Annotated in this window: 15 protein-coding genes and 1 pseudogene; 1 reads left to right on the top strand and 15 read right to left on the bottom strand. The window is 32.7% G+C overall.

Translation table 11 applies throughout. The features are described from left to right. Positions 1 to 21 precede the first annotated feature (21 nt). From atpE (BUB36_RS03040) to BUB36_RS03020, 5 genes are all read right to left on the bottom strand, one after another. Positions 22 to 270: an ATP synthase F0 subunit C gene (gene atpE / locus BUB36_RS03040; RefSeq protein ID WP_073146919.1), complete on the bottom strand. Its 249-nt coding sequence runs from the start codon at positions 268 to 270 to the stop codon at positions 22 to 24. A gap of 117 nt (positions 271 to 387) precedes the next feature. Beyond that, positions 388 to 927 carry an ATP synthase F0 subunit C gene (gene atpE / locus BUB36_RS03035; protein ID WP_073146918.1) on the bottom strand — a complete coding sequence of 180 codons (540 nt, stop codon included), beginning with the start codon at positions 925 to 927 and terminating at the stop codon, positions 388 to 390. Between the two features lie 111 nt (positions 928 to 1,038). Beyond that, positions 1,039 to 1,737, bottom strand: coding sequence for a F0F1 ATP synthase subunit A (gene atpB, locus BUB36_RS03030; protein WP_073146917.1), 699 nt, complete (start codon positions 1,735 to 1,737; stop codon positions 1,039 to 1,041). Next, positions 1,734 to 2,144: an ATP synthase subunit I gene (locus tag BUB36_RS03025; RefSeq protein ID WP_084111628.1), complete on the bottom strand. Its 411-nt coding sequence runs from the start codon at positions 2,142 to 2,144 to the stop codon at positions 1,734 to 1,736. Before BUB36_RS03025 ends, atpB begins: the two co-directional genes overlap by 4 nt. A gap of 7 nt (positions 2,145 to 2,151) precedes the next feature. After that, on the bottom strand, positions 2,152 to 2,376 hold the full coding sequence (locus BUB36_RS03020) for an AtpZ/AtpI family protein (protein ID WP_073146916.1): 225 nt from the start codon (positions 2,374 to 2,376) through the stop codon (positions 2,152 to 2,154). Positions 2,377 to 2,820: 444 nt separating this feature from the next. Between BUB36_RS03020 and BUB36_RS03015 the strand changes: the two are divergent. Next, positions 2,821 to 3,556 (top strand): annotated as a pseudogene (locus BUB36_RS03015) (hypothetical protein); the annotation flags it as partial. Positions 3,557 to 3,898: 342 nt separating this feature from the next. Here the strand turns inward: BUB36_RS03015 and wecB are convergent. From wecB to prfA, 10 genes are all read right to left on the bottom strand, one after another. Next, a complete protein-coding gene (gene wecB, locus BUB36_RS03010; protein ID WP_334292990.1) occupies positions 3,899 to 5,011 on the bottom strand; it encodes a non-hydrolyzing UDP-N-acetylglucosamine 2-epimerase in 1,113 nt (370 codons plus the stop codon). Positions 5,012 to 5,178: 167 nt separating this feature from the next. After that, the gene (locus tag BUB36_RS03005; protein ID WP_073146914.1) at positions 5,179 to 6,279 is read right to left on the bottom strand and encodes an MraY family glycosyltransferase; all 1,101 of its coding nucleotides are present in this window, start codon (positions 6,277 to 6,279) and stop codon (positions 5,179 to 5,181) included. Between the two features lie 311 nt (positions 6,280 to 6,590). Beyond that, positions 6,591 to 7,079: a deoxycytidylate deaminase gene (locus BUB36_RS03000; RefSeq protein WP_073146913.1), complete on the bottom strand. Its 489-nt coding sequence runs from the start codon at positions 7,077 to 7,079 to the stop codon at positions 6,591 to 6,593. A 320-nt stretch (positions 7,080 to 7,399) separates the two neighbouring features. After that, on the bottom strand, positions 7,400 to 8,029 hold the full coding sequence (upp, locus tag BUB36_RS02995) for a uracil phosphoribosyltransferase (RefSeq protein ID WP_073146912.1): 630 nt from the start codon (positions 8,027 to 8,029) through the stop codon (positions 7,400 to 7,402). A gap of 19 nt (positions 8,030 to 8,048) precedes the next feature. After that, the gene (gene rpiB, locus BUB36_RS02990) at positions 8,049 to 8,498 is read right to left on the bottom strand and encodes a ribose 5-phosphate isomerase B (RefSeq protein WP_073147052.1); all 450 of its coding nucleotides are present in this window, start codon (positions 8,496 to 8,498) and stop codon (positions 8,049 to 8,051) included. 73 nt (positions 8,499 to 8,571) lie between these two features. Then, positions 8,572 to 9,033, bottom strand: coding sequence for a low molecular weight protein arginine phosphatase (locus tag BUB36_RS02985; RefSeq protein ID WP_073146911.1), 462 nt, complete (start codon positions 9,031 to 9,033; stop codon positions 8,572 to 8,574). Positions 9,034 to 9,313: 280 nt separating this feature from the next. Next, positions 9,314 to 10,369 (bottom strand): L-threonylcarbamoyladenylate synthase, encoded by a 1,056-nt coding sequence (locus BUB36_RS02980; RefSeq protein WP_073146910.1) that lies wholly within the window; start codon positions 10,367 to 10,369, stop codon positions 9,314 to 9,316. A 201-nt stretch (positions 10,370 to 10,570) separates the two neighbouring features. Further along, positions 10,571 to 11,305 (bottom strand): ZIP family metal transporter, encoded by a 735-nt coding sequence (locus tag BUB36_RS02975; RefSeq protein WP_242655707.1) that lies wholly within the window; start codon positions 11,303 to 11,305, stop codon positions 10,571 to 10,573. Positions 11,306 to 11,485: 180 nt separating this feature from the next. Further along, the gene (locus BUB36_RS02970) at positions 11,486 to 12,622 is read right to left on the bottom strand and encodes a cation:proton antiporter (RefSeq protein WP_073146908.1); all 1,137 of its coding nucleotides are present in this window, start codon (positions 12,620 to 12,622) and stop codon (positions 11,486 to 11,488) included. Between the two features lie 300 nt (positions 12,623 to 12,922). Beyond that, complete coding sequence (prfA, locus tag BUB36_RS02965; protein ID WP_073146907.1) at positions 12,923 to 13,990, bottom strand: peptide chain release factor 1; 1,068 nt, start codon at positions 13,988 to 13,990, stop codon at positions 12,923 to 12,925. Positions 13,991 to 14,035: the final 45 nt, after the last annotated feature.

Raw genomic sequence — 14,035 nt, 5'->3', positions numbered from 1 at the left:
CTCCCCCAATCCTACAGCATTTTAGAAAAATGGGTTAGCAAATAATAAAATTAGTGCTACTATTAATCCATAAATACCAGTAGTCTCTGCTACCGCTGCACCAAGAAGCATAGTTCTAACGATATCTCCTTGAGCTTCTGGCTGTCTTCCAACACCTTCTGCACCTTTACCAGCTGCATAACCCTGTCCAATACCAGGTCCAATACCAGCTATCATAGCTAAACCTGCCCCAATTGCTGAACACGCTTTTATTAAATCTACACCATTCATTTTACATCCTCCTTCTCATATACACTCTAAATTTAATATTTATAAGTCATAATACCATAATAATATTAATTTTACAGCTATTTAACCTACCTAAAGAACTATACACATCCCTTAAAGCTACCTAATGAAAGGATTGGCAAACATTAATACCAATGCAATTATTAAGGCATAGATACCTGTGGTCTGTGCTACAGCCTGTCCTAAAAACATTGTTCTAACAACAGCTGAATGTAATTTAGGTCTTCTTCCTACTGCTTCAGTAGCCTTTCCTGCTGCATAGCCTTGCCCGATTCCAGGACCAATACCAGCTATCATGGAAAAGCCTGCTCCAATTGCTGAGGCTGCTAAGATTATGGAAGCTCCCTGTACATTAACTATTGGATTTCCATATAAGAGTATAATAGCTACAACCAAAGCCAAAATACCCGATGTCTCTGCTACTGCAGCACCTAAAAGCATAACCATGGTAGATTGCTTAGATCCCTTAGGATTAAGTCCTACAGCTTCGGCACCCTTCCCAGCTGCATAACCTTGACCTACTCCAGGGCCAATACCAGCTATCATGGCAAGACCTGCCCCAATAGCTGAGGCAGCATAGATTAAGGTTTCTTTGTCAAAGCTTAACAGCCAGTCAAAGAACTGTTCAACAAAGTTCATGCTGCACTCCTCCTTCGTGATTTGGCACTGTTTTAAGAAGATTTTATAGAGTTTAGCTATAAAATCCAACACCCAAACACTTAAAATGTATTATCTTACTATTTAAAACTTTTAATCCATAGCCATTGATATAAATACCATCGTCAGCATAGTAAATATAAAAGATTGAAGTAATCCTGCAAATAAATCAAAATAAATATGCAATACCGCAGGAATACCCGCTTGAAGTATTGGTATTCCAATACCCAAAGAACTACTAATAAAACCAAGGGCATTATATAATAGAACCATTATAATAACTCCACCTACTATATTACCAAACAGACGAAATGCTAAAGATATGGGATTAGCAAGCTCCCCAATGATATTTAGGGGCAATAAAAAGGGCATAGGCTCTAAATAACCCTTTAAATAGCTTTTTATTCCATTTGATTTGACTGCATTATAATGAACCATAACAAAGGTCATTATTGCAAGCCCCAATGTTGTATTAACATCGGCGGTAGGTGGTCTTAAACCAAACAAACCAGAAATATTTGCTATTCCTATAAAAAGTAAGAGAGTTCCCATATAGGGTGCAAAATTAATCTTATCTTCACCCATGGTTTGTTTTGTCAAGTTGTATATCGATTCTACCAACACTTCTACTACATTTTGAAATTTATTAGGGACCTTATCAAATTTTTTACTGGCAAAATAAGCAAAAATGGTAAGCAAAAGCATTATAAACCATGTTACTGTCACTGTCTGACTAATTACTATCCCACCTGGTAATTCTATAACTTTATAAGGTCCAAATCCACCATTCATTTGTTGTCCTCCCTTCTCTTGAAAATTCTTTTGTAATATTCCTTACTATCAAACAAATGTATTGAAAATATTGAAAACTTCACTAAAAGCAAGCCTATGATTGTAGCTAATCCATTCAAATAATCAGCTTTTAGCGAAATGGCTATAACAACTGCAGTGGTCAGATATCTTAACATGTACCTTGAGGAGGCATAGCCTTGAGCCTTTCCTGGATTCATAGTAACTGCTCTCTCAAGGGTTTTCCCAAGATGTAGAAAATTAAGTATACCAATTAGTCCACCAAAAACATAACCAAGAATCCATGTCTTTGGGTTTTGTGAAGTGAAAAAAGCTAATAAAATTAAAACTGTCATTGTGATTAATACTCTTTTTATAATTGCTTTTTCTAATTCATAGGACGTAGTCAATTATGTATCACTTCCTTTTATTTAATAGCCTCATCATAACTTTATAAAGATTCAAAAACGAAGAAGCAACTCCCAAGGCTATAAATATTAATAAAAATAAATTACCTGTACCTAATTTTTCATCTATATAATGTCCAAGTAAAACAGATATTACTATGGGTATAATCATCATTAAGCCAATCTGAGTCACAAAAGCTAAGTTCTCATAAATTTTATATTTTCCATTTTTCATATTATCTATTATCTCCTAGTCGATATTAAAAAATTAGTCTTAATTCACAATGCTATGTGAGCAATTTTAATTTTTGTATTTTATTCAAATTTTTTTAATATCAATAAAAATTAACCCCATATTAAATTTTATAATACAATGAATATTTAGACAAGCATAATAAAAATTTTTTATCTAGGTTTGTTAAAATTTATTCAAATCATGATTAAAATATAATCAGATTCTTGTATGCTATTTTTATTATTCGACAGATGATTTCGTTTTCCTGCTTTTTGTATATAGACTTTTTTGTTATTTCATCTAAAATTTTCAATATCATCCTTAAAATATTTGATAGTAACTTAACTCGTTGTACTAGTTAAAATTTACAAATAGAAAAACCCCAGCAAATTATGTTAACCTATCATTAATAACTACTAAGAAATTAAGATAGGAGGAAAACATATGCTGGAGCTTCATAAGAAATATTCTATCAAAGAAATAGATTATTTAAAAGACTTTATTATTGTCAGTTATGTCATAATTAATGATATTTACCAAAACATTACCCCAACATATATTAAAGAACGTAGAAATATCAATGATTGTATACTAAGTGATAGTAAAATAATTACCATCAGTATTGTTGGCGAATTGTTAACCATTGATTCCGAGAAAGCTTGGTTTGGGTTTTCCAGAAAGAATTTTAGAGACTTATTTCCTAAATTTTGTGATAGAAGCCGATTTAATAGAACCCGTAGAGCATTACACTCAGTAATAGATGAAATTCGAAAAGAAATTACATCTATACTTGGTTACACCAATAATCCATATAGGATTATTAATAGTATTCCAATATCAGTGTGTAAATTCGGTAGAGCTAGGTTTCACAAAACATTTAGAGGATATGGTGCAAACTATGTATAGTAAATGCCCCTCTAAAAAGGAAACTTATTTTGGCTATAAACTTCATTTACTTGTATAGAATTTACATAGTAAAACTTAATTTATACATGTACAAATATGCAATGCTTCTGGGCATTTTGGACATGTATAAATTAAAGTCTTTACTTAAATTTCTATAAGTCTTGATGGATTTATAACTGATTTTGTCCTTACTTAAACAAGTATTGATGACAGAAAAGTAGTATGGGATTTACTAGAATCCTATCAATCAATAACTGTATTAGGAGATAAAGGAATTAATATTTGGATAATTAATCCAATTATTTAATTTTAATACTAGTATGAGGGTTTTTTTGACTTGTTTTATTACCATAATATTCCTTATGCTAAAAATTTAAAGTATCACAAAGAGTTAATTTAAGTTTTACTATGGAAAATCTATATTATAAAAATTTATAATTTTTTATATCTATTTATGTATATTTTTATAAAATTAGTTGACAATAGTAATAAATAGAAAAGAGAGAAGATTCAAATATGATTTTGGTCCCCCTTTACATATTGAATTAGTCTCTCTTTTCTTTTTTATAATCAATCCCCATCCATTAACTATTAATTATTCACTATCGATTACCAATTACAACTTATTTGTGCCAAAATATCCCTTTATCCCTTTGACTATTCTATGACTTGCCTTCCCATCACCATATGGATTCACAGCATTTGCCATTTTCCTATATTCCTTGTCATTCCTTATCAGCTCATCTGTAAGCTTGAATATATTTTCACTTTCAATACCTGCTATTTTAACAGTTCCTGCTAATACCGCTTCTGGTCTTTCTGTTTCTGTTCTCAAGACCAATACTGGCTTGCCCAAAGCAGGTGCTTCTTCCTGTATTCCTCCTGAATCCGTTAAAATGATATGGGCTTTATTCATTAAGTTTGCAAAGGGTTGATAATCCAAGGGTTCTATTAGATGAACCCCATCAGTATTTCCCAATATGCTAAATGCTATTTGTCTAACTTTTGGATTTAGATGAACAGGAAAAACCACTTCCACATTTTCATGGGTCATGACCACCTCTTTAATTGCTCTGAATATATTTTCCATTGGCCTTCCAAGATTTTCTCTTCTATGGGAAGTAAGGAGTATAACTTTTTTATTCTTATAGTCAATTTTATTAAGAATGTCTATTTCAAATTTATAGTCTTCATTAACAACCTTCAATAAAGCATCAATAACTGTATTACCTGTTATTATAATATTATCTCTCTTTATACCTTCTCTTAATAGATTTTCTTCATTACCCTTTGTAGGAGCAAAGTGAAGATGGGCAAGTCTTCCCGTAAGACTTCTATTAATTTCTTCTGGATAAGGTGAATACATATTTCCACTTCTAAGACCTGCTTCGACATGTCCAATCTTTACTTGTCCATAAAATCCAGCCAATGCCCCTGCAAAGGTAGTTGTAGTATCTCCATGAACCAATATCATATCAGGCTTTTGGAATTTGATAATTTTTTCCAATCCAATAAGAGCCTTACATGTTATCTCACTGAGAGTTTGTCCAGATTTCATTATATTCAGATCGTAATTTGGAAAAATATCAAAAAGCTTTAGAACTTGATCAAGCATCTCTCTATGTTGTGCTGTAACGCATACAATAGATTCTATTCCTTCAGCTTGTTCTAATTCTTTTACCACAGGTGCCATCTTTATAGCTTCTGGTCGTGTTCCAAAAATAGACATTATTTTAAGTGGTTTAAAATCCTTCTGTCTCCTCTTCAATTTATTCATCCTTTCGCTAGTTTATAGCTCATTGATAGCATCTCAATAATAAGGAAATATTAAAACCCCACGATAAAAACTAGCCTGACAGGTTAAAATATTAATTAAAAGCCAGGAAATCCTGGCTTTTAATTCTTGATTTTCAATTCCTCATTATTCGAAGCTTTATGCTTTTGCATCCATGTTTGATTTATAGGCACCGCTACCATAGCTGCTGTAATTACCAACATAATAGCACTATTAACATACTTTTGTTTTAATAAAAGGGCAGCACTAACTCCTAAGAAAGAACTTATCATATAAAGGGTCAATACAGCTCTTTTTTGACCCATTCCAATAGACAGAAGTATATGGTGTAAATGCCCTTTATCGGCTTGCATAATGGGTCTTCCATTAAAGGCCCTTCTTAATATCGCAAAGGTAGTATCAAATATAGGAAGTCCCAACGCAAAGACAGGAACAACCATGGCAAGGGCAGTAGCTCCCTTTATAAATCCATTAATAGATATAGCTGCTAATATATATCCTAAAAATAGGGATCCTGTATCTCCCATGAAAATCTTGGCAGGGTTAAAGTTAAAAGGTAAAAAACCTATACAACTTCCAGCAAGTGCTAAGGTCAAAATCATAGTGTTATGGCTGTTAGACAGCTCTGGTTTAGCATAAGCAACATATGCTAATGTCAATGCTGCAATAGCTGATATTCCTGCTGCTAATCCATCTAATCCATCAATCAAATTTACAGTATTAGTAATACCTACAACCCAAAATATGGTTATTGGTATACTCAAAATACTAAGCTTGATTGTTTCATTACCTAGAAATGAAATTGTATCAGATTTAAGGAAATTTGTTATATACTCAATTTTTATACCAAACCCAATAATTACAACAGCTGCAATTATCTGTACCAATAATTTTACCCTAGCTGATAATGGTTTTATATCATCAATAAGTCCCATTACCACCATAATAGATGCTCCTACAAGCATCCCTACTATTTCTTTATTTATCTCTAATAAATTAATTTTTAATAATGCAAGTATGCTTATTAAAAATCCTAAAAAAATAGCCAAGCCACCTAATCTTGGAATAGGTTTTTTATGTACTCTTCTATCATCCTTTGGCACATCTATAGCGCCTAGCTTATAAGCTAATTTTTTAACTATAGGAGTTGATAAAAAGCTTACTGCTGCCCCAAAAACCGCAGGCAAAATGAACTTAGTCATAATTCACACTCCTTAATATAGCTACTAGCTATTGCTACCAGCTTAATATTACATTCAAGCCTATTTAGATACATTCAATATCTAAATAGTACAAGCTACCTCACCAAATAATTTTATACCAAATTACTTTTAATGTAAACAGAATTTCATATTTGTAATAAAAAATTAAAGCTTATATATGTCATAAATCTATTCTTTCATAAATATATATTATTTAATCTAACTAATATAATATATTTTCTATGTAGCTTGACATATACCTGCAAAAACCGAAAAATTTATCAATAAACCTATCTTCCTTTAAAATAGGTCTAATATCCCATGGACTCTGTTAAAGAATCATCATTATCTATCCAATCCTGTACATAAACAATTCTAAATTCTTCATTGGTATCTCTTATAATAACTTTCTCAATTCCTGAATTAATTATTAATCTTTTACACATAGTACAAGAATTTGCATGCTTTACTAACGCTCCATTCTCCATTTCCTTACCTACCAAATATAAAGTTGCATCTATCATATCACGTCTACTGGCAGATATTATACTATTTGCTTCGGCATGGACGCTCCGACATTTTTCATAGTTTTGACCCCTTGGTATATTTAATTTTTGCCTTACACAATATCCTATATCACAACAATTTTCCCTTCCCCTAGGGGCTCCACTATATCCAGTAGATATTATTTCATCATTTTTTACTATAACCGCCCCATAATTTCTCCTAAGGCAAGTCCCTCTTTCAAGAACACTCTCAGCTATATCTAAATAATAATTATGCTTATTTCTTCTTTTCATTTAACCCTACCCCTTTTTTCTTTACTTGTTCAGCTATTATTTTTACTTCTCTATATTATTATAACAAAAAAGCCACAGATAAATTTAATAAACAATTTAATTCTATCTGTGAGCATTAATATAGATTTCCCATAATAAAATTTAATTTGCACAGCAACAAAGGCGCCCTTAGGGCGCATTTTAGTTAAAAGTTCCAAGTTTTAAAATTATTCTTTTAAATTTAAAAACCTTAATTCCTCATTTTAAAATTTTAGTGTCAATAGTTTGAACTCATTTTCTGTTACTTGAATTTGCTTAAATTCCTATTTATAGCCCCTTATCTATTTAGTCCCAAACAATCTATCTCCTGCATCTCCTAATCCTGGTACTATATATGCATGCTCGTTTAAGCACTCATCTACAGCTGCTGCATATATATCAATTTCTGCATGTTCCTTATGGACAGCTTCAATTCCCTCTGGAGCAGCTATTAGACATACTAACTTAATATTAGTAGCACCTCTTTCTTTGATAAACCTTATAGCAGCCTTTGCTGAGCCTCCCGTAGCCAACATAGGATCTACGATTATAAGTTCTCTCTCATGTACATCAGTAGGTAATTTACAATAATATTCTACTGGTTCTAAAGTTTCTGGATCTCTATATAATCCAACATGCCCTACCTTTGCTGCTGGAAGCAAATTTAAAAATCCATCTACCATTCCAAGCCCTGCCCTTAATATGGGAACAATAGCTAATTTTCTACCTGCAATAACCTTTGCTGTAGTCTTACAAACTGGTGTCTCTATTTCAACCTCTTCTAGTGGTAAATCCCTTGTTACTTCATATGCCATTAGCATTGAAACTTCCTTAACTAGTTCCTTAAATTCCTTTGTTCCTGTATTTTTGTCTCTAATCAATGTCAATTTATGCTGCAATAATGGATGATCCATAACAAAAACCTTCTTCACTATAAACAACTCCTTTTAATTACTTACTATATTTTTTTTCTATATCTCCAATTTTTCCTACCCTTCTTTCATGTCTTCCACCTTCAAATTCTTTGTCAAGCCATACATCTACAATTTTTAGGGCTAATCCTTGCCCAATAATTCTTTCCCCCAAGGCTAATACATTGGCATTGTTATGGGCTCTTGACATCTCTGCTGAAAAAGTATCTGATACAACGGCACATCTTATACCTGGTACCTTATTAGCTGATATTGATATGCCTATGCCTGTACCACAACATACTATTCCTCTATCATACTCTCCTGCTTTGACTGCTTCAGCCACCTTCATGCCAAATTCAGGATAATCAACTGATTCGATTCCGTTAGTTCCAAAGTCCTTATATTCAATACTCTTTTCCTCTAAATGCTTTTTAATGGCTTCCTTTAAGTTATAACCGCCATGATCACTTCCTATAGCTATTTTCAATTTCAGTACCTCCTTTTTTAAAAGCACAAACCCTATATACATTCTATATAATTTGCCATATTCCTTTATTTTTTTATTTGTAATATTTTTCAATTATTTCTTTTAATGCTTTTTCTATTTCATCGGCACATGCTTTATATATACGGATATCCTGACCATAGGGATCAGATATATCTATAACATCTGCATTTCCATGGGCAAATTCCTTAAGTGTATAAACTTTTTCTTTAGCTTCTGGTAACCCATTAATAATTTGCATTTTATGATTTTTTGTCATAGTTAAGATTACATCAGCTTCTTCAACCATTTCTTTGGTAAGGGGCTTTGATGTATGACTTGTTAAATCAATATCCTTTTCTTTTAAGGCTTCAATGGCATTTTTAGAAGCTTTCCGTCCCTCTATAGCCCAAGTCCCTGCTGATAACACCTTTATATCCTTATGTCCATCTACCTCTTTAATAAATTCCTTAAACATAGCCTCTGCCATGCTACTCCTACAAGTATTCCCAGTACATACAAATAAAATAGTTTTCACTAGTATTCCTCCCTATGCTGCTTTATGGTAGACAAAGGCGTCTTGCGACGCATTTTAGTTGCAAGTTTCAAGTTGCAAGTTTTAGGGTCTTTCTAATAGGTTTTAAAAGAAAACAATTTGCACCAATATTTTACTGGCAATAGTTTTAATTTTCCTTCTAGCCCTTTATTTTACTCTGTTTTAGCTACGCAATTTTTTGCAAAAAAGTTTGAGTTCCTTAGCAACAAGATTAAGATTGTTCAATGCCAGTCATTCTCAAAGTTATTCTCACCTATGGCTACTATACCCTTAAAACATTATAGCCTGCAGCCTTTATTAGTCTATTCATTATGGCTTGTCCTAGTCCCTTCTCCTCAAAGGTTTCTGACAATATTATATCAACATTTTTTTTATCAAATTCCCTTAAAGTTTTAAAAAGATTGGCAGCTACTGATTCTAATTTAGACCTGCTTCCAACTGATATAATAGTTCCACCTTCATATTTATCCTTTGTTTCATCTGTAGCCATAATTCCAACTTTATATCCTTCGTTCTCTTTATTTGCTCTTATTTTTTTTATATTATTAATTACATCATTCAATTTACCACTTATTAATATCACATCTGCATTGGGAGAATAATGGGTATACTTCATTCCAGGCGATTTAGGAACTATTTCAATTCCTTCAGATTTTTGCAGTGCTGGATCAACATCCACCCTTCCAACAACCTTTTCCAGTTCTTCCTTTGTAACTCCTCCTGGTCGCAAAATCATAGGAATATCAGAGGTAATATCTAATACCGTTGACTCCACTCCTACAGTAGTATCCCCTCCACATATTATAGCATCAACTCTTCCCTTCAAGTCATCTATTACATGTTGTCCTTTTGTAGGGCTGGGTTTACCCGATAAATTGGCACTTGGTGCAGCTACTGGAACTTCTGCTAATTCTATTAAAAGTCTAGCAATGGGATGGGCAGGAATTCTAATGGCTACGGTATCTAATCCCCCTGTAACAATTTTAGGTACTATAGAAGACTTTTTAAATATTAGTGTTAATGGTCCAGGCCAAAATTTATCAATTAACTCCTTTGATTTTTGAGGTAAATCCGTAATAAGATCATTTATGTCTTCAGCTTTAGCTATATGTATTATAAGTGGATTATCAGATGGTCTTCCCTTAGCTTCAAATATTTTTTTTACAGCCTTCTCATCTAAGGCATTTGCCCCTAATCCATAAACGGTTTCAGTAGGAAATATAACTGTTCCTCCATTTTTTAATATTTCAGCACCATACATCAGCTGCTCAATATCTATATCTTTTTTGTCAATATTAATTATTCTAGTTTGTATCATCTATTATCAGTCCTTTTTTAAATTAAAGCTCCACGTTAATTACCTCTTAAATCCAAGTTTTTCTGTTTCTCCTATATATTATACATAAAAATCTAAATGAGGTTAAGGGAAAATTAAGATTTAGATTGAGATTAAGAATTATGGTCAAAGCTCTTGGGTTCTATCTTTATCTTTGTCTTTATCTCAATCTTAGTCTCAATCCTACTTTGTAATAAGCAGCCCTATAAGAAAGCCAAATATTAGTCCAATGGTAGACGTTCTGCCTATGTGTATTTTTTTAGAATTAGGTATGAGTTCACCACAGGTTATGTAAAGCATTGTTCCTCCTGAAAAAGCTAAGCAAAATGCTATAAACACCTCTGATATTTCACCTAAAACCGAACCTATAAGAGCGCCTATTCCCATGGGAAGTCCAACTAGCCATGTATACAGCACAGCCTTAAATTTTGACATCCCTCCTACCCTCATGGGGGCAGCCATGGATATACCTTCTGGTATATTATGCAGGGCTATCACAATAGCTATTCCCATTCCAAGCTCCTTCGTTGCCATAAATCCAGACCCTATGGCAAGTCCCTCTGGAAAATTATGCAAGGCTACTCCCAATCCTATTAAAGCTCCCATTTTTACAAAGCTTTTTTTATGATGATATTTATTACCTTTATGTTTATGTATAATCTCATCAAAAATTATAATCATGATCACTCCCATTGCTATACCTATTGAGCTTATATATAAATTTCCTCGCTGAAAGGCTTCTGGCAAGAGATCAAAACAAACTATGGCAAGCATTATACCTGCTGAAAAGCCTAAAATAAAACTCAAAAGTCTATTGCTTGGCTTACCCAAACCAATGGCCAAGATTCCTCCTACTCCAGTTCCTATAACCCCCACAAAAAAACCTATAAATGTTATATAAAAAATGTTGTTCATCATATCCACATCCCGTATCTTAATTATTGTACTATATAATTTATATGAATAATAGAATTAGGAAATACATGTTAAATATGGGACACAAGGGGACGGTTCTTCTGTGTCGTTAAAAACGACACAGAAGAACCGTCCCCTTGTGTCCCCCGTGTCCCCTGTGTCCCCTTGTGTCCCCTGTGTTGCTTATCTAGCAAAGCTCCATTTAAGCATTGAAGGAGTTATAAGTGTTGTTATCAATACCATCATTATTACAGCTGCTAATTGCTGCCTGCTTATTACTTCTATAGCTACACCTAGATTTGCTATTATTATAGCTACCTCTGCTCTTGGAACCATACCAATACCTATTTGTAATGCTTCTTTACCTCCAAAGCCTGATATCTTAGCTCCAAATCCACAACCTATAACCTTTCCTAATGTACCTAAAATAACAAGAATTATTCCTACTCCAAAGGCATTTATTGCAGATTGAATATCTACCCCTAAACCTATAGCTACAAAAAATACAGGTGTAAACATGATTGAGGAAATCCTACTGACTTCATGGGATAGCTTGTGTCTGCAACTAGTCATGGAAAATACTACTCCAGCAAAGTATGCACCTGTTATAGCTGCTACACCCAGTTCTTCAGAAAAATATGCAAGTATAAAACAGAATATTATTGCGTAAACAACTATGGTATCTTCAGTATTTATCTTATTTGAAAGCTTTGATATCATCTTAATTACTATATATCCAACTATAAATGTCATAATAAAAAATACAACTATCTTTCCTATAACAAGAAAAAGACTACTATTGGTGCCTGGTTTTACTAAACCAATGACTATTGTTAATAAAATAATACCCACAACATCATCTATAATTGCTGCTCCTAATATTCCTATTCCTTGCTTGCTCCTCATCTGACCTATTTCTCTCAAGGTCTGCACTGATATGCTTACACTTGTAGCTGTTGCTATTACTCCCATAAATAGGCTTGCTAGTAAATCATTTGTAACAAGATATATACCTCCAGATACTAATAAAAATGGTGTAAGAACCCCTCCAAAGGCTATAATAGATGAGGATTTGCCAGAAGCCTTAAGTTCATTGACATCGGTTTCAAGTCCAGCAATAAACATAAGGAAGATTACTCCAATTTCTGCAAGATGACTGATAGTTTCTGTTTTTTCTATAATTCCCATTCCTAAAACAAGCCCTGCTAATATTTGCCCTAACACAGCAGGCTGCTTAAATCTTTTACTTATAATTCCACCTATGTTAGCTGCTAAAAGTATTATGGCTATATGAAGTAAAAATGATAATTTAGACTCCATTTTAAAAACTCCCTTCAAATTAATTTTATTTAAAGAAACTAATTAGAAAGGAGTATTTACGTTTTTATTATACTACATCTAAGCATTTTGACACCTTCTTTTCATTTTCAGTTAATAGTTCATTTTTTTAGTATACTCCTCTTAATTACATTTTTCAAGAAAGTTTTAAAATTTTAAAAATTTTCAATTGTATTTTAACGATTTTTTAATAACCTCCAACTTTTTTAGGGCAAAGGAGCCTAATTATAAGTTTTAGTGGCAAATATAAAGCGCCCTTTTATATTTAGGCGCTTTTTATCTTTAACTTAATTTCTTTAATTTTTCAGCTTGATCTGTAGTTATTAAGGCATCTATTACTTCATCAATCTCTCCATCTAAAAATTGATTAAGTTTGTATAGTGTTAGATTTATTCTATGGTCTGTTACACGACTTTGAGGATAATTATAGGTTCTAATTTTTTCACTTCTCTCACCTGTACCAACCTGGCTCTTTCTTGCCTCTGCTATTTCCGCATTTTGTTCAGCTATAATAGTATCGTAAAGCCTTGCCTTTAAAACCTTCATAGCCTTTTCTTTATTCTTTAATTGTGATTTTTCATCTTGACAGGTAACAACCATGCCAGTTGGCAAATGGGTAATTCTTACCGCTGAATCCGTAGTATTGACACTTTGCCCTCCATTACCAGAAGATCTAAATACATCAATTCTTAAATCATTTTGATTGATTTGTATTTCTACATCATCTACTTCTGGAAGCACTGCAACAGTAGCAGTAGACGTGTGGATTCTTCCACCTGATTCAGTAGATGGTATCCTTTGAACCCTATGAACACCACTTTCATACTTAAGCCTTGAATAAGCTCCATTACCCTTTATCATAAATATAACTTCCTTGATTCCACCTACTCCTGTTTCATTAATGCTCATCATTTCAATTTTCCAACGATTTCTTTCAGCATATCTAGAATATAGTCTTAATAATTCTGCAGCAAATAAGCCAGCTTCATCTCCCCCAGCTCCTGCTCTTATTTCTACTATAACATTCTTTTCATCGTTTGGATCCTTCGGTATAAGAAGTATCTTTAATTCATCTTCTAAAGATTCTACCTGATCCTCTAGTTCATCTAGTTCCATTTTAGCCATTTCTCTTAACTCTTCATCTTTACTTTCTTTTAAAATTTCCTTACTTTCTTCAATACCTGCTTTAACTTTCTTATACTCCCTATATTTATCTACAATAGGTTTTAAAGAAGCATGTTCTTTAATTAATTTTTGCCACGTAGGCTGATCATTAATTATCTCTGGATCAGATATTTTTGTACCTAAATCCTCAAATTTTTCTTCTATAAAATTCAACTTATCAAACATAATATCACCCCATATCAAAGTTCTAAGTTCCAAGTTTCAAGTTCC

Origin of the sequence: Paramaledivibacter caminithermalis DSM 15212 (genome assembly GCF_900142245.1) — a bacterium.
Lineage (GTDB): Bacteria > Bacillota > Clostridia > Peptostreptococcales > Caminicellaceae > Paramaledivibacter > Paramaledivibacter caminithermalis.
Note: the sequence above shows the minus strand (reverse complement) of the source record. Positions and strands in the feature narration are given on the sequence as shown.